The sequence below is a fragment of the Acidihalobacter yilgarnensis genome (assembly GCF_001753245.1).
GTDB lineage: Bacteria > Pseudomonadota > Gammaproteobacteria > DSM-5130 > Acidihalobacteraceae > Acidihalobacter > Acidihalobacter yilgarnensis.
The window spans coordinates 1,158,457-1,175,063 of record NZ_CP017415.1; the positions used below are offsets into that span (position 1 = coordinate 1,158,457).

Here is a 16,607-nt window from a genome sequence, read left to right on the forward strand (position 1 = left end):
CGAACAGGCGGGTGATGCGCATAGCACTGGGGATCGAATACGACGGCCGGGGTTTTTCCGGCTGGCAGCGCCAGACGGGTACGCGTACGGTTCAGGAATGCCTCGAAAAGGCACTGTCGAAGGTGGCCGATGCCCCCGTGAACCTGGTGTGTGCGGGGCGGACGGATGCTGGTGTGCATGCGGTGGGACAGGTAGCGCATTTCGATGCACAAGTGTTGCGCTCGTTGCGTTCTTGGGTGCTCGGAGCTAATGCGAATCTGCCAGGTGAGATCAGCGTACAGTGGGCAAGCGAGGTCGACGAGACCTTTCACGCGCGATTTTCAGCGCTTTCGCGACGCTATCGCTATGTGATTTTGAACCGATGGGTTCGTCCGGGCCTGCTGCGTGGCAAGGTGACTTGGCAACATGCGCCACTCGATCTGACCCCAATGCGCGAGGCGGCCAGCCACTTGGTTGGCAGGCATGATTTTTCGAGTTACCGGGCGCTGGCATGCCAGGCCAAGAGTCCGATACGTACGGTTCACAGCATTGTGCTGACGCGTGAAGATGACTGTCTTTACCTGGATATACACGCCAATGCTTTCCTGCATCATATGGTCCGTAATATTGCCGGTGTTCTGATTGCCATTGGCAAGGGGGAGCAGACGGCCGATTGGAGTCGCGAAATACTCGAATATCGGGATAGGACTCGGGGCGGCGTGACGGCACCGGGCGATGGACTCTATTTTGTCCATGCCGAGTATCCAGATGTTTATAGCCTGCCGCAGCCATCGCGGCCGCCGCGCTTCTGAGCGTGGGTCAATTCTGCTAACCTGTCGGGCTTGCAGCAATGATCGACGCGGCGAACGTGCGGACACGAATTAAAATTTGCGGCATTACACGGCAGGCCGATGCGCTGGCTGCGACTGAGGCGGGGGCCGATGCGCTCGGATTTGTCTTCTACCCGCGTAGCCCGCGCTATATAGACCCAGCGATTGCACGTGACATTGTGCGAAGGCTACCGCCCTTCGTGAACACCGTCGGGCTGTTTCTCGATGCGGATGAAAATTGGGTCCGTGAGGTGGCATCGCTCGTCGGACTGGACCTACTACAGTTTCACGGCGATGAAGCACCTGAGGTCTGTCGGGCATCGGGTTATCCCTATCTCAAGGCAGTTGGTATGCTCGGTCAGGGGGATCCCGTAAGCTACGCGGCGCGTTACGAGGATGCGCGCGGCTTTCTGCTGGATAGCCATGGCCAAGGTGAGGCAGGGGGGACAGGGCGAACCTTCGACTGGGGTCTTGCACCGCCGGTGCTACCCAGACCCATCATCCTGGCGGGCGGATTGAACCCCGGAAACGTGGGGGAAGCCATAGGCCGGATGCGCCCATATGCTGTGGACGTGAGTAGCGGTGTCGAGACAGCGCCCGGCATCAAGGATTCCGACCTGATAATGCGTTTTGTAAACGAGGTGAGGCGTGGCGACGCTCAATAAGCTCCAATCTGAATCGACGAACTGGGCCGACTATCCGGACGCGCACGGGCATTTTGGTCCCTATGGCGGATGTTTTGTGGCGGAAACGCTGATGGAATCGCTGCTCAACCTGCAACAGGCATATGAGCGGCTGCGGGTGGATCCTGCGTTCTTGGCGGAACTCGATGCCGATCTGGCTCACTATGTCGGTCGTCCGAGTCCGCTCTATCACGCGGTGCGCTGGAGTCGTGAGTTGGGCGGTGCGCAGATCCATCTCAAGCGCGAAGACCTCAACCATACCGGTGCCCACAAGATCAACAACACCGTCGGGCAGGCGCTGCTGGCCAAGAGCATGGGCAAGACGCGAATCATCGCGGAAACGGGCGCAGGTCAACATGGGGTTGCATCGGCAACCGTCGCGGCGCGTCTTGGCCTGGAATGCGTGGTTTATATGGGCGCAGAGGACATCCAGCGTCAGGCACCGAATGTCTTTCGCATGAAACTGCTTGGCGCCGAGGTGGTACCGGTGACTTCGGGTTCGCGAACACTCAAGGACGCGATGAACGAGGCCATGCGCGACTGGGTCACGAACATCGATTCGACCTTCTACATCATTGGTACGGCGGCGGGGCCGCACCCATATCCACAACTCGTGCGTGATTTCCAGGCCGTGATCGGCCGTGAAGCCCGCACGCAGTGTCTCGCGCAGTTCGGCGCCCTGCCGGATGCCTTGGTTGCCTGTGTCGGGGGCGGTTCCAATGCCATCGGCCTGTTTCATCCATTTCTCGGCGACAGCAATGTCGCAATGTACGGTGTCGAAGCAGGTGGGCACGGCATTGCCAGCGGCGAGCACGCGGCGCCACTTTCGGCCGGTCGCCCTGGCGTCTTGCACGGGAACCGGACGTATCTGATGGAGGACGACGACGGCCAGATCATGGCGACGCACTCCGTGTCCGCGGGTCTCGATTACCCCGGGGTTGGCCCGGAGCACGCGTGGCTCAAGGATATCGGCCGTGCCCAATACGTGAGCATTGACGATGACGAAGCGATGGCTGCATTTCATGCGCTGACCCGTACCGAGGGCATCATACCGGCACTGGAATCGAGTCACGCACTGGCCTATGTGACCAAGCTTGCTGCCGACATGCGGCCAGACCAGCACGTTGTGGTCAATTTGTCCGGGCGTGGCGATAAGGACATCAATACCGTTGCTCGTATCGAGGGGATCGAGCTGTGAGCCTGATCAAGGAACGTTTCGATCGCTTGCAACGTCAGGGGCGCAAGGCGCTGGTGACCTATATCACGGCTGGCGACCCGAGTCCGGAGGTGACGTTGCAACTCATGCATGCCCTCGTACGCAGCGGCGCCGATTTGCTTGAACTGGGCGTGCCGTTTTCCGATCCGATGGCCGATGGCCCGGTGATCCAGGCCGCGTGTGAGCGTGCACTGGTACACCATGTTGGTCTTCGAAGGGTAATCGAACTGGTACGTGAATTCCGCCGCGAGGATATGACCACGCCGGTGGTGCTGATGGGATATCTCAATCCCATTGAGGTCATGGGATACGAGGTCTTTGCGCAGGCAGCCGCAGCAGCCGGTGTCGATGGCTTGCTGACCGTCGATCTGCCGCCGGAAGAGGCAATCAGCGTTCTGGGGCCGATACGTGCACAGGGTCTGGATCCGATCTTTCTGATTGCGCCGACCAGTGTGGATGCACGTATCGAATCGATCTGCAAACAGGCACAGGGATTCGTTTACTACGTTTCACTCAAAGGCGTCACGGGTGCGACGACGCTGGACGTCGAGTCCGTGGCAGAACGCGTCGAGGCGATTCGCAGGCACACCGATCTGCCAGTGGGCGTAGGTTTCGGTATCAATGATGCCGAAACCGCTGGGCGTGTTGCAGCCGTGGCCGATGCCGTGGTGGTTGGTAGTGCGGTCGTGCGGTTGATCGAGGCTCACGGCAGTGAACCGGAGCGCTTGATCGAGGCCGTCGCGCACCTCATCGGGGGCATGCGCGAGGCAATAGACGCATCATCGTCCGAGCGGGCGACAGCTCAACCGGGCGCAGGGGGTATTCGATGACTTGGTATCAGAAGCTGATCCCTTCGCGTATCCGTACGGAGGCGACGGCCAAGCGCGGAGTGCCTGAGGGGCTGTGGGAAAAATGTCCGGTTTGCAAAGGTGTGCTCTACCGCGCCGAGCTTGAACGCAATCTGGATGTCTGCCCCAAGTGCAGTCACCATATGCGTATCGGTGCCCGTCGGCGCCTCGAGACCTTTCTTGATCCTGGCGAGCAGGTTGAAATCGGCGCCGAGCTTGCGCCCGTCGATGCGCTGCGTTTTCGCGACAGCAAAAAATATCGGGATCGCCTGATTCAGGCGCAGAAGAAGACCGGCGAGAAGGACGCGCTGGTAGCGATACGAGGTACTCTGAAGGGACAGCCAGTCGTGGCCGCCGCCTTCGATTTCAATTTCATGGGCGGTTCGATGGGGTCCGTCGTAGGCGAGCGTTTCGTGCGCGGCGCGACGGTCGCGCGTGAAACCGGTGCGCCCTTGATCTGCTTTTCGGCCAGCGGAGGGGCTCGCATGCAAGAAGCCTTGTTCTCACTGATGCAGATGGCGAAAACGAGCGCCGCGCTGGCGCGGCTGTCGGAGGCGGGCGTGCCCTACGTGTCGGTATTGACCGATCCCACCATGGGCGGTGTGTCGGCCAGTCTCGCCATGCTGGGCGACGTCAATGTCGCCGAGCCTGTCGCGCTGATCGGTTTTGCCGGTCCGCGTGTTATCGAGCAAACCGTACGCGAGACCCTGCCGGAGGGTTTTCAGCGCAGCGAATTCCTGCTCGACCGCGGTGCGATCGACTTGATCGTGGACCGCCGCGAACTGCGTGACCGCCTCGCCAGCTTGCTGGCAATTCTCACACATCGACCGGCGCCTGAACCGGAGTTGCTTGAGGCGCCCTGAGTCCGGCATGCGCTTCACGACGCTGAGTGCCTGGCTGAACTGGCAGGAGACCCTTGCGCCCAAGGCCATCGACCTGGGGCTCGAACGCGTGCGCGCCGTGGCCGAACGCCTGGGTCTGACGCATCCGAATTGCCCAGTAATCACCGTGGCGGGTACCAACGGCAAGGGGTCGGTGGTGGCCATGCTCTCCTCGATGCTATGTGTGGCCGGCTATCGTGTCGGTGCCTACACCTCACCGCACCTGCAGCGCTACAACGAGCGCGTGTGTGTGGATGAGGCGCCTGTCGACGACACCCGCCTGTGTGCCGCCTTTGCGGCTATCGACGCGGCGCGCGGCGATCTGCGCCTGACCTATTTTGAATTCGGCACGCTGGCAGCGTTGTGGTGTTTTGCGCAGTCGAACGTCGATGTCATGGTGTTGGAGGTGGGGTTGGGCGGTCGCCTGGATGCGGTCAATATCCTCGATGCGGACGTTGCCGTAGTGACCACCATCGATCTCGATCACGCCGACTGGTTGGGCGACACGCGCGAACAGGTAGCGCGCGAAAAGGTCGGTATACAGCGGGTCGGCAGACCGCTGGTCTGCGGTGATCGCAATCCCCCCGATACCTTGTTGCGCGCTGCCGCCGAGGTCGGCTCACACTTACTGCGTATCGGTCTCGACTTCGATGTTGAATGGCACGACGGGAGATTGCTTTGGCGCCATGATGGGTGCGAGGAAAGCCTGCCGGCTCCCGGCCTGCGCGGTGTATTCCAGGCCGATAACGCCGCTTGTGCGTGCATGGCACTGGCTTGCCTAGAGGCGCGATTGCCAATGGACGCGCGGGCCCGATCCGACGGACTGGCGCGGACACGTCTTGCCGCGCGTTTCGAATCGCTGCCGAATGCGGCTTGTCCCGTGGTTTGCGATGTGGCACATAATCCTCAGGCCGCACGCGCATTGGCAGATCAATTATCGGCAACGCCAGTGAACGGGCGCAATTTGGCGGTATTCTCGGCGCTGTCGGATAAAGACGTGCGAGGCATTGTCGCGGCGATGGATGCGCAGATCGATCACTGGTTCGTCGGCGGCCTCGAGGCCCCACGTGGCTTGGCTACAAACGACCTGATCGGGCGTATGGGACAGCTCCGTGGCAGGATCGATGGTTGTGAGAAGATCGCCGATGCCTATGCGATGGCAAGCTGCGCAGCGGAGCCTGACGACCGCATTGTAATCTTCGGTTCGTTCTTGACCGTGGCGGTGGTACGCCAGGGCCGCGTATAATCAATCGCTACGCCCATACCTCGACGGCCTCTATGGACAAGCGTCTGCAACAACGCCTGATCGGTGCGGCGGTACTGATTGCACTGGCAGTGATATTTCTCCCCATGTTACTCAGTGGGGGAGGCTCAGATCACGTGTCGATGAAGATGAAGCTGCCACCCGAGCCGGATTACCACTTCAGCAACAGCACGCCACAGCCATTGCCGCCGGCAACCAGTCAGACGGTTCCAAGCACCGTCACGGCGCTTCCCGCGGCCAGCACGACAGCCCCGCCGGCTACCGCGAACCCCATGGCGTCGGTCGTGCAACCGGTGACGCCTGCGCCTGCGATGCCTCAACCTGCACCGCAACCTCCGCCGGTTGCGCCCGTCGAACACGAGCGCGCTACTCCAAAACCGGTGATTAAGGCCCCAGCCCCGCCACCCAGCAGCGTGACCATGCCGGCCGGCAAGCCAGTCGTTTCCGCCTGGGTCGTGCAAGTAGCCAGCTTCGTAGACGAACACAGCGCCGTTGTCCTGCGCGACCGTCTACGCAAGGGCGGTTTTTCCAGCTATATCGATCGCTTCCCGCACGCGGGCAAAACCTACTATCGCGTTCGCGTGGGGCCGCGCCTATCGCGTGAGAAGGCAGAGGCCATGCTGGGCCGTATCGATAAGACCGTGAAGCTCAAGGGTATGTTGGTTCCCTATCCATGAACGGCGCCGATGTTCTGATTGTGGCGATCATCCTAGTTTCAGTGATCGTCAGCCTGTTCCGGGGGTTCGTGCGCGAGTCCCTGTCCCTGGCGACCTGGGCACTGGCCTTTTGGCTGGCACTGGAGTTTTCCGACCGTCTGTCGACCTTGCTGCCTCAGGCGATTCACTCACCCCTGTTGCGTATCTGGATAGCATTCGGCGTCCTGTTCATCGTCACCCTGGTGCTGGGTGCCCTGTTCAACAACTTGGCGGCACAATTGATCAAGCGCACGGGGTTGTCGGGTACCGATCGTGCGCTTGGCGTTCTTTTCGGCCTGGCGCGTGGTGGCTTGCTGGTGGTGCTGCTGGTGCTGCTGGCCGGGTTGACCGCGCTGCCACAGGAGAGCTGGTGGCACCATTCCTATCTCTTGGAACACTTTCAACGCGTCGCCCTTTGGCTGCGTGGCTATCTGCCGCCGAGACTGGCGGATCAGATTAGCTACAGTTGAGTCAAGACGCGCTCATACACGTTCAATCTTTGGAGGAACTCGCCTCGTGTGCGGGATCATAGGTATCGTCGGGCAAGGCCCCGTCAATCAGTCTCTGTACGACGGGCTGACCGTGTTGCAGCATCGCGGTCAGGATGCCGCGGGTATCGTGACCTACCATGACGGGCGGTTATATCTGCGCAAGGGCAATGGCCTGGTGCGGGATGTCTTTCGCGCTCGTCATATGCAGGAATTGATTGGCAATGTGGGTATCGGGCATGTTCGTTACCCCACCGCGGGCTCCTCGTCGTCGGCCGAGGCGCAGCCCTTTTACGTCAATTCGCCCTTTGGTATTACCCTCGGGCACAACGGCAACCTAATTAATACCGAATCGCTCAAGCGCGAACTTTTTCTGCAGGACCGTCGCCACATCAACACCGAATCGGATTCGGAGGTCCTGCTGAACATCTTTGCCCAGGAACTACTCCATCAGCAGCCCTTGCACCTGGAGCCTGAGCATGTGTTCAACGCGGTCAGCGCGGTACATCGCCGTTGCCGAGGCGCCTATGCAGCGGTCGCGATGATCAACGGTCACGGCATCGTGGCTTTTCGCGACCCCTATGGTATCCGTCCGGTGGTCTATGGCATGCGCGAGACGGCGGCCGGCCTCGAATACATGGTGGCCTCCGAGAGCGTTTCGCTGGACGCGCTAGGCTTCAAATTGATTCGCGATCTGGCACCGGGCGAGGCCATTTACATCGACCTGAGTGGTCATCTGCACACACGCCAGTGCGCGCTTGAACCGATGTACTCGCCGTGCATTTTCGAATACGTATATTTCGCTCGCCCGGATTCGATCATCGATGATGTCTTTGTACATAAGGCACGTATGCGGATGGGCGATTACCTGGGGCAGAAAATTCAGCGCGAGTGGCCTGACCACGATATTGACGTCGTTATCCCAATCCCGGAAACCAGTCGCACGTCCGCCCTGGAGTTGGCGATGCAGCTGGGCGTGAAGTATCGCGAAGGCTTCATCAAAAACCGTTACATCGCGCGAACCTTCATCATGCCGGGACAGACGGAGCGCAGGAAGTCGGTACGCCAGAAGCTCAATCCCATCGGTTTGGAGTTTCAGGGCAAAAACGTACTGCTGGTGGACGACTCCATCGTGCGTGGGACCACCTCGCGCGAGATCGTGATGATGGCCAGGGACGCCGGCGCCCGGCGCGTGTACTTTGCCTCGGCCTCGCCACCGGTTCGCTATCCGAATATTTATGGCATCGATATGCCCGCCGCTCACGAGTTGATCGCGCATGGACGCACCGAGCAAGAGGTCTGCGACGCTATTTGTGCCGACCGCCTGATCTACCAGGACTTGCCCGACCTCGTACGTGCGGTTCAGAAGGGCAACCCCAAACTCAGCCGCTTCGATACAGCGGTGTTCGACGGTGATTATGTGACCGGCGTCAGCCCGGATTATCTCGCCGCGCTGGAGCAGCGCCGTGCCGAAGGCCATGTGCCCGTGCGGGTGCCGAGACAGGCGCACATCGATTTACACAACACGGTTTGAATGACTCATGTCACGTTCTGCCTTTTTGTTGGCCGGCGGCCTCGCATCCCTGCTTATGCTCGGTGCAAGCGCTCAGGCACAAACCATCGAACTACCTCTGCCGCCGGATGCCAAGACGGTGAGCGTCAAGCCGGAGGCGAGGGTGCCCGGCGCCGAGTTGGCGACGGTCGCGCACGAGTTGGCGCGGCGCTATCCGGGCGCACAGGACAGCCATGTCATCGTGGTCGATATACGCCAGCAGCGCTTGTATCTGCTGCGCGACGGTCAGTTGCAGGTAAGTTACCGCGTATCCACCTCGCAATGGGGCATCGGCAACCGCGAAGGCAGCAATCGCACACCGATCGGTGTATTCCGCATTGCCCAGAAATTTGGTGCCGATGCAGCGCCTGCGACCATCTTCAAATCGCGCCGGGATACCGGCAAGATCGCCCGCATCATTACCAATCCGGATAACCGCTCCGAACAGGATCTCGTGACCAGCCGGGTGATGTGGTTGACCGGTTTGCAGCCGGGCTTCAACGAGGGTGGCGACGTGGATACCCACAGCCGTTACATCTACATCCACGGCACGCCCGAGGAGGGGCGTATCGGTTTGCCTTCGTCACATGGTTGCGTGCGCATGATGAACGGCGACGTGATTGCCTTATTCAGTCGTGTCCCGGTCGGGACCCTGGTGTATATCGCACCAGGCGATCGCCCGCTCACGGAGATTCCGGAGCGCTTGTGACGGGTCTTTGGGCGCGGTGCCTCCTGCAGAGCGGGTAGTAATGCCGGTCTCCGACGAACCAACCACCGACCAGAACAGCTCGAAGAAGGCGCGTTGGGCATCGCGGATGTCTGCCATCGCGGCCGGGGTTACCGCGTGCTCGCAGCCGTCCTCGGCCTGTTGACACGTTTCGCAGGCCAATCCCTCGGTCTTGTGGGTCAGCGCATGGGCTTCGCCCAGCCGGTCGAAATCCGGATGCTCCCCGAACAAGGCCAATCCCTCCGCCGCATACCAGTATTCGAACCGGCAGACGGACAAGCCTTGGCCTGCGATGGAAATGTCGCCAAAGGCCATGCCCTCGGCGTGTTCGCAGCTTAGGCAGGCACTGAGATGATGTTCGGTGGCAATCGCCAACAGTCGACAGTCCCTGGGGGTGGCCGCGTGATGTGCCCATTCGGGAAGTGTCTGGTTGGGTTGCTGCTGGCGCGTCCAATCGATGACGGCCTCTGGTGGCATAGGTCTTGCCGCCGCGTAGCCCTGGGCCAACAGACATCCCATTTCGAGTAATCGGAGCGCGTGCTCGGCGGTTTCCACGCCCTCTGCGATGATCTCGATATCCAGCAATCGCGCCGCGGTAATCAGCGCGGCCACGATGGCTTGATTTTGTGGATTATCGAGCAACTGTCGTATGAAGCTTTGGTCGATCTTGATCTGATCGCAGGGCAGGCGCTGCAGATAGCTGAGCGAGGCGTAGCCGGTACCAAAGTCGTCGAGGGCGATCTTCAGCCCGCGGGCACGGCAGGCGGCCAATACCTCAGCGGTTTTCTCCAGATCCGAGAGGTAGGCCGTTTCGGTAATTTCGAGCTTGAGCGCGGTTCTCGAAACCGGATGTTTACGCAAGGCAGTATCCACATCCTCCAGGAATTCGGGGGCTAGCAGGTGCCGTGCCCCGATGTTGATCGAGACCGTGGTTTCGAAGCCTTGAGCCCGCCACGTCGTGAGCTGGCTCAGCGCCTGCTCTAGCACATAGCGGCCGAGTGATCGGATCAGGCGACCATCTGCTTCGACCAAGCCGATGAATTCGTTGGCGGGGCGATGTCCGCCATTGGCCAGCGGCCAGCGGATCAACGCTTCGAAGCCAATGACCCGGCAGGAGGCGACATCCATTTGCGGTTGATAGTGCAGGACCAGATGGCACGCGTGGATGCTTTCCAGGAACTCGCGTTGTACGCGATGTCGGTTGAGCATCTGCTCTTCCATTTTCGGGTGGAAGAAGCAATAGCCGCTATCTTCGCCGAGCTTGGCCTCATGTAGTGCCAGGTCGGCGCGGCGCAACAGCGATTCAGGGTGCCGCCCATCGCCGGGACATTGCGCGAGACCGATATGCGCCTGGATGTTGACGATCTCGCCTTCGGGCAGAGTCAGCGGTGTACCCAAATCGTTCAGCAGTCGCTTCAGGGTGTCGTGCCAATGCGGGTCGCCGGCTCGTGGGTAGAGGATTAATCCGAATTCATCCCCGCTCAGTCTGGCAACCAGATCCTCGCCTTGGCGGAAGGTTTCCAGGCGCCTCGCGGCCTCGTTGACCACGCGGTCGCCGCTGTTGTGTCCCAGACGGTCGTTGATGCTCTTGAGTCCCATCAGGTCGAGTATGCCGATGGCGAATGGTGATGATTGTCTATGTACCAGAGCCTTGGCGCGCAACTCGGTCAGGCGGCCCATAAACAGGGTGCGATTGGGCAGGTGGGTCATTGGATCGTAGAGTGCGTTGCGCTGCAGTTCCTGTTCCTTGGCATAGTCTTCGAGCGATAGCCCGATCCGCTCCGCCAGTTCGCCGAAGAGTTTGAGCTTGGCCTGTTCGCAGACTTCGTCCCTGGCGGAAAAGATGGCCACGATGGCCTCCACGCGGTTTTGCCGCATGATCGGCGCGAGGGCCAGCGAACGAATCCCGAATTCCTTGAGCAAAAACGGCCAAGCACCCAGCGCGGGTGTCTTGAAAATATCGGGCAGGCATTGCACCTCGGCGGACAGCAGCAATCGCTGGAAGACGTTCGATTCCGAGCTGGCGTCTATGCGGATGGCGGCAATGGCCTGTTCGATGTGGGCCAGTTCTTCGGGCTGTTCCGGTTGCGGGCTGACCACCTCGCTGTGCAGCCGCAGTGCCTGCCAGTCGACGCGGGCGATCCAGAGGAAGTCGGGGCGCAGCGATTGCTGAATGATTTCGCCGGCACGCCTGAACAGGGCAGCCGGTGCGGGGCGTTCGGCGATAAAGCTGTTGAGCGAGCTCAGCGCGGCATAGGTGTCGCGCAGGCGCTCGGCTTCGGTACGGGCCTTGATCAGGCTCTGCTCGCGCCGATGGACCTTGTGGCGCATACGGTCGAAGCTGATGGCGAGTTGCCCGATTTCATCCTTCGACGCGGTGGACAGGGCGGTGTCGTATTGCCCCTTGGCCAGGCGCTGTGTGGCCATGACCAGCAGACGTATGGGTTTGGTGACCCAGCGATCCTGCACCAGGAGGCCGCCAAGAAGGACCAGCAGCATGAGTACGGCTAGGCCGATTTGGGCTTCTAGGATCGTATAGTGTTCGACCTGCTCCAATTCATGATCGTCGACGGAAACCTGCAGATAGCCGATGCGCTTGTCGTCGGTCCCGATGATCGGCAAGGTCAGGTGTACGCTTTGCCGGTAGGCGATGCCATCGCCGACCTGATGGACGAATGCATGATCCTTGGGATTCTGTGGTGTCCCGAATAGTGGGTAGAGGCGCACGCCATCATTATTGCGTAACGTGATTTCGATCCAGTGAGGGTATTGCCGCTGCATCAGACGCAGGTTGTCGTCGATGAGGGCCATATTGCCCGATTCGAGTGGCGCGGCGATACTCGTCGCGATCACCTGCATCTGTTTTACGGTCTTAGCCTCGATCTGCGCGGTCGCTGCTTCGTCGACGTTGGGCAGCCAGAAATAGTGCAGCGCGCTGACCATCACCAGCAGGCTGGCCATGATTGCGATCAGGGGGAGCTGAAGCTTGAGTCGTATGCTCATGGCGCTAAGTCCGGCACCACATATTGAGGCAGGTTCAGCGTCTCTAGCGGTTTGTAGCGCGAATACTCGACCCGCCCGATATGCCCAATTGGTACAGCTCCCAGCAACCGCCGGCCTTCCACGGAGTCATCCAGGTCAAGCAGTGCCTGGGTGATGCGCCGGATCACCGCTTCGGGTACGCGGGGATTGACGGCGATCGGGTGGGTGGGCGCGCCGGGCGTGCGGTAGATGATGCGCAAGCGCTCCTGTACGGCTTTGGGTTGTAGGCGCAGGGTCGTGATTATTCCGCCACCGGCAGGTGCAAGCCCCAGCGCCACATCCAGATAGACGGAGGTATGGTTGACGACATACCACGGGTCCACCGAGACACCGAATTGGCGATACAGCTGCGCGCGCACGAGCAGAGTTGCAGCATAGGCATTCGGCGCGGGGAAGGCCATGCGACGACCGGCCAGTGCCTCGACGGAATGGATGGGGCCACTCTTGCGCACGACCACGATCCCGTGCATTTGGCGGCTGACGTCCGCGACCAGTGGGCGATAACCTTCGCGTCGATGGGCGACGAGTAGGTGATAGGGATTCATGTAGGCGAAGTCGTAGTGGCCCGCGTAGAGGGCGCGTTCGAAGCTCGGGATGTTCTTGGGCACCACCAGCTTGAGGCGCACGCCGGCGGTCCGTTCGACGGCTTAAAGCAAAGGCTTCCAGATATCTTCGGTGCGCATCGGCGTGAACTGAGGCACGATGGCAAAGCTGTAGATCGGCGGGGGGGGATCGCGGTTGTGGGGCCATCTTCCGCGCGGGCCACGCCAATCCAGAAACTGGTCAGCAGCGCCAAGCATACCCATAGGGGCCGCTGCCATGAGGGGCTGGGCGCGCCGGGTCTGGTGAGTCGCTGGAAATGACGGTTTTGACGTCTTTTTATAGTCATGTGATGAGCATAGACCGTGTCCCGCCAACCGGCATGCCGGCAACGCAATTGACACTCCGAAGGCGCGGTAGTAGCGTTGCCAGCCAGCGCCGATTTGAGTCTTCAGCTTGCGGGCGCTTAATAAATGCGGCTAAAGCGAGAGGCCCTGCAGGCTCCGCTTCAAGCCATTCGCGGGGTCGCCTTGTGTCCGGCCCCGTCTTGCGATCAGATCATGCCACAGCGGAGGCCGTTCATGAGCATGGATTCAGACGAGCAGTACGGTTTCGAAACACTGGCGGTACGCGCCGGCCAGGTGCGTACCAACGAGGGCGAGCATTCCGAGGCGATTTTCACGACCTCCAGCTTTGCCTTTGGCAGCGCGGCCGAGGCCGCAGCCCGTTTTTCCGGCGAGGAGCCGGGGAATATCTATTCGCGATTCACCAATCCGACGGTACGTACCTTCCAGGACCGGCTTGCGGCGCTGGAAGACGGTGAGGCTTGCGTGGCCACGTCCTCTGGCATGGCGGCCATCCTGGCGACCTGCATGGCCTTGTTGCAGCAGGGCGATCACGTGATTTGCTCGCGTAGCGTGTTCGGGACCACCACCGTGCTTTTCGACCGATACCTGCGGCGATTCGGTATCGACGTCGACTTCGTGGCCCAGACCGATCTCGAAGCCTGGCAGGCCGCGATCAAACCGAACACCCGCTTATTGTTCGTCGAGACACCGTCGAATCCGTTGACCGAGATCGTGGATATCGCGGCGCTGGCTGAGATTGCGCATCGCGGCGGCGCTTTGCTGGTGGTAGACAATTGCTTCTGCACGCCTGCCTTGCAGCGACCGCTCGCCTTGGGTGCAGATATCGTGGTGCATTCCGCGACCAAGTATCTGGACGGACAGGGGCGGGCCGTTGGTGGCGCCGTTGTCGGCGATGCGGAACGGGTGGGCAAGGAAGTCTTCGGCGTGTTGCGCACCGCTGGCCCAACCATGAGCCCGTTCAATGCATGGATTTTCATGAAGGGTCTGGAAACGCTTAGCTTACGCATGCGGGCACACTGCGCGCACGCGCAGCGTCTCGCCGAGTGGCTGGAGGCTCAGCCGCAGGTCGCGCAGGTGCATTATCCGGGTCTGGCGTCGCACCCACAGCACGCACTGGCCGGTCGCCAACAGAGCGGTTACGGCGGCATCGTGTCCTTTGAAGTGCGTGGCGGCCAGGCGGCAGCCTGGCGTGTGGTCGATGCCACTCGCATGATCTCGATTACAGCGAATCTGGGCGACGCCAAGACCACCATTACGCACCCGGGCACCACGACCCACGGTCGGTTGAGCGCCGAGCAGCGTGCCGAAACGGGTGTTGCCGATGGTTTGTTGCGCGTGGCCGTCGGCCTGGAGTCGGTGGACGATATCATTGCGGACTTGGCGCGCGGTCTTGGCTGATACGCTCCCTCGAGACATCTTGCTGGCCATCTATCGCGCGGCGCTGGCGCGGGTCGACGGGCGCCGGGCGGTGGCGCAGTGGCTGCGCGATCATCCGTTGGCGGCGGGTGCCTGGCGGGTGATCGCGTTGGGCAAGGCGGCCTCGGCGATGATGCTGGGCGCGCGCGATATCTTGGGCACGCGGCTTACGTCAGGCCTGGTGATCACCAAGGACGGCCATGCGGATGTCGAGGTGGAGGCGGATGCACATCTTGCCATCCATTACGCGGAGCATCCTTGGCCTGGCGAAGGCAGTCTTCGCGCTGGACGGGCGTTGACCGAATTCATCGATGTCAGCCCGGCTGACGCACGTTTACTGTTTTTGATCTCGGGTGGCGCCTCCAGTCTGGTCGAGGTGCCGGTTGAGGGTGTGGATCTCGCCTTTTTGCGTCAGGCCAATGACTGGTTGCTCGCGAGCGGTTTGGCGATCGACGAAGTCAACCGCGTGCGCCAGCGTCTGTCCCGACTCAAGGGTGGAGGGCTGCGCCATTATCTGGACGGACGACAGGCTTTGGCCCTGGTGATTTCGGATGTGCCGGGCGATGATCCGCGCGCGATCGGCTCTGGTCCGCTGGCGGAGCCTTTGCCCGGTTTACCGGCCGGTCTGCCCGACTGGTTGACGGCTCGCGTAGGCTCTGCCCTCGGCGCGCCAGACGCGGTGCCTGCGGTGCCGCATCATCTTGTGGCATCTCTGGAGCAGGCGCTGGTCGCGGCAGAGGCAGCAGCCAGCGCATACGGCCTTCGTGTGGTGCGCATGTCCGAGCCCTTGTCCGGAGATGCGGCCCTGGCCGGCCAAACTCTGGCCGAGGTCGTATGCGCCGCACCGCCAGGGATCTCGCTTTGGGGTGGCGAAACCACCGTCGCCTTGCCTGAGGCCCCCGGCCGCGGCGGGCGCAATCAACAATTGGCGTTGGCCGCAGCGCGTGCCTTGGCCGGACGCGACGATTGCTGGTTTTTATCCGCTGGCACGGACGGTACGGATGGTCCGACCGAAGATGCGGGGGCACTGGTTGACGGCGGCACCGTAGCGCGTGGTCGCGCGCAGGGCCTCGATCCAGAGGCCGCGCTGCTCGGTGCCGATGCCGGACGGTTTCTGGAGGCCAGTGGCGATTTGATTCATACCGGGCCGACCGGAACCAACGTCACCGATTTGGTCATCGCCTTGCGCATAGGTCATGGTGAAGCAGGTTAGTATCGTGCGCAGGCGACGATTCTAGGGAGCATGGACATGCAGTGGCGCAAGATGGGGCAGTGGGGTTTGGTGATCGGCGTGATGGTTTGCGGCTACACGGCGCCGGTATTGGGTGCCGAAAGTGATGCGCAGGCCGGTTCCATAGCCACGGTGCTCGAATACCGTGAATTTCCGCACGGCCGTGCGGCTTATTTGAGTCGATTGCTCGTGACCCCGGATTACCTGCGTTTCGATGACGGTCATGCGGCGGACGATTATCTGCTGTTCGACCGACGCAACCGGACGATCTATAGCGTCGACCATGAAGACCAGACGGTACTCGTAATCGCGCCGCGACCTGTGACCGTGACGCCGCCGATGCCACTCAAACTGGGCGAACGCCATGAAACCACGCACGGTGCGCCGCAGATTGGCGGTCATCCGCCCGTGCATTACACCTTTTATGTCAACGGCAAGCGCTGCGACGATGTGATGGCGGTACCCGGTCTGCTCGATGGCGTGCGCAAGGCTTTGATGGCATACAAGCACACGTTGGCCGGGCAGCAGGCCGCCGACATGGATAAGACCCCGCTGGCCATGCAGTCGGCCTGCTCCCTGGCCAATCTGATTTTCGCGCCGACCCGCACGCTCGCGCATGGTTTGCCAATCATCGAGTGGCGCCCCAATGGCGACCGCAAAGAGTTGCTCAACTACAAGCGTGATGTACCGGTGTCTGTGAATTTGTTCCGTCTGCCGCCGACGTATCGTTACTACGCCATCGGTGCCGAAGGCATGGTGCCGGCTCATGCGCCTACCCGTCCGCCGGTATCGTAGTTGAGGAACTATCCTGATGCGATGAGGTCCATTGGCTACCACAGCCTGTCAG

14 protein-coding genes and 1 pseudogene are annotated in these 16,607 nt (G+C 61.3%); 13 read left to right on the plus strand and 2 right to left on the minus strand.

The window, feature by feature from the left end; genetic code table 11:
* Positions 1–14: 14 nt before the first annotated feature.
* From truA to BI364_RS05465, 10 genes are all read left to right on the plus strand, one after another.
* On the plus strand, positions 15–791 hold the full coding sequence (gene truA, locus BI364_RS05420) for a tRNA pseudouridine(38-40) synthase TruA (RefSeq protein WP_070077871.1): 777 nt from the start codon (positions 15–17) through the stop codon (positions 789–791).
* 38 nt (positions 792–829) lie between these two features.
* On the plus strand, positions 830–1,474 hold the full coding sequence (locus tag BI364_RS05425) for a phosphoribosylanthranilate isomerase (RefSeq protein ID WP_070077872.1): 645 nt from the start codon (positions 830–832) through the stop codon (positions 1,472–1,474).
* Entirely contained in the window at positions 1,458–2,690 is a 1,233-nt protein-coding gene (gene trpB, locus BI364_RS05430; RefSeq protein WP_070077873.1) for a tryptophan synthase subunit beta, read from the plus strand. Before BI364_RS05425 ends, trpB begins: the two co-directional genes overlap by 17 nt.
* Complete coding sequence (gene trpA / locus BI364_RS05435) at positions 2,687–3,538, plus strand: tryptophan synthase subunit alpha (RefSeq protein WP_070077874.1); 852 nt, start codon at positions 2,687–2,689, stop codon at positions 3,536–3,538. Before trpB ends, trpA begins: the two co-directional genes overlap by 4 nt.
* Positions 3,535–4,419: an acetyl-CoA carboxylase, carboxyltransferase subunit beta gene (gene accD / locus BI364_RS05440; protein ID WP_070077875.1), complete on the plus strand. Its 885-nt coding sequence runs from the start codon at positions 3,535–3,537 to the stop codon at positions 4,417–4,419. The genes trpA and accD overlap by 4 nt, the downstream gene beginning before the upstream one ends.
* Before the next feature lie 7 nt (positions 4,420–4,426).
* Positions 4,427–5,683 (plus strand): bifunctional tetrahydrofolate synthase/dihydrofolate synthase, encoded by a 1,257-nt coding sequence (gene folC, locus BI364_RS05445; protein WP_070077876.1) that lies wholly within the window; start codon positions 4,427–4,429, stop codon positions 5,681–5,683.
* A gap of 32 nt (positions 5,684–5,715) precedes the next feature.
* On the plus strand, positions 5,716–6,378 hold the full coding sequence (locus BI364_RS05450; RefSeq protein WP_070077877.1) for an SPOR domain-containing protein: 663 nt from the start codon (positions 5,716–5,718) through the stop codon (positions 6,376–6,378).
* A complete protein-coding gene (locus BI364_RS05455; RefSeq protein WP_070077878.1) occupies positions 6,375–6,866 on the plus strand; it encodes a CvpA family protein in 492 nt (163 codons plus the stop codon). Before BI364_RS05450 ends, BI364_RS05455 begins: the two co-directional genes overlap by 4 nt.
* 46 nt (positions 6,867–6,912) lie before the next feature.
* Positions 6,913–8,418: an amidophosphoribosyltransferase gene (purF, locus tag BI364_RS05460; RefSeq protein ID WP_070077879.1), complete on the plus strand. Its 1,506-nt coding sequence runs from the start codon at positions 6,913–6,915 to the stop codon at positions 8,416–8,418.
* 142 nt (positions 8,419–8,560) lie between these two features.
* Positions 8,561–9,145 carry a L,D-transpeptidase gene (locus BI364_RS05465; protein WP_070079922.1) on the plus strand — a complete coding sequence of 195 codons (585 nt, stop codon included), beginning with the start codon at positions 8,561–8,563 and terminating at the stop codon, positions 9,143–9,145.
* On the opposite strand, the gene BI364_RS05470 is transcribed toward BI364_RS05465, so the two are convergent.
* Both BI364_RS05470 and BI364_RS05475 read right to left on the minus strand, forming a co-directional pair.
* Positions 9,062–12,166 carry an EAL domain-containing protein gene (locus BI364_RS05470; protein ID WP_070077880.1) on the minus strand — a complete coding sequence of 1,035 codons (3,105 nt, stop codon included), beginning with the start codon at positions 12,164–12,166 and terminating at the stop codon, positions 9,062–9,064. The two genes, BI364_RS05465 and BI364_RS05470, sit on opposite strands and share 84 nt — an antisense overlap.
* Positions 12,163–12,834: pseudogene (locus BI364_RS05475) on the minus strand (phosphate/phosphite/phosphonate ABC transporter substrate-binding protein); the annotation flags it as partial. The gene BI364_RS05470 and the pseudogene BI364_RS05475, both read right to left, overlap by 4 nt.
* 492 nt (positions 12,835–13,326) lie before the next feature.
* On the opposite strand from BI364_RS05475, the gene BI364_RS05480 reads away from it, so the two are divergent.
* From BI364_RS05480 to BI364_RS05490, 3 genes are read left to right on the plus strand one after another with little or no spacing between them, the layout of a single operon-like run.
* Positions 13,327–14,511 (plus strand): O-succinylhomoserine sulfhydrylase, encoded by a 1,185-nt coding sequence (locus BI364_RS05480; RefSeq protein ID WP_070077882.1) that lies wholly within the window; start codon positions 13,327–13,329, stop codon positions 14,509–14,511.
* On the plus strand, positions 14,504–15,742 hold the full coding sequence (locus tag BI364_RS05485) for a glycerate kinase type-2 family protein (protein WP_070077883.1): 1,239 nt from the start codon (positions 14,504–14,506) through the stop codon (positions 15,740–15,742). Before BI364_RS05480 ends, BI364_RS05485 begins: the two co-directional genes overlap by 8 nt.
* Positions 15,743–15,772: 30 nt before the next feature.
* Positions 15,773–16,555, plus strand: a complete 783-nt coding sequence (locus BI364_RS05490) for a hypothetical protein (RefSeq protein WP_070077884.1) — start codon at positions 15,773–15,775, stop codon at positions 16,553–16,555.
* Positions 16,556–16,607 lie beyond the last annotated feature (52 nt).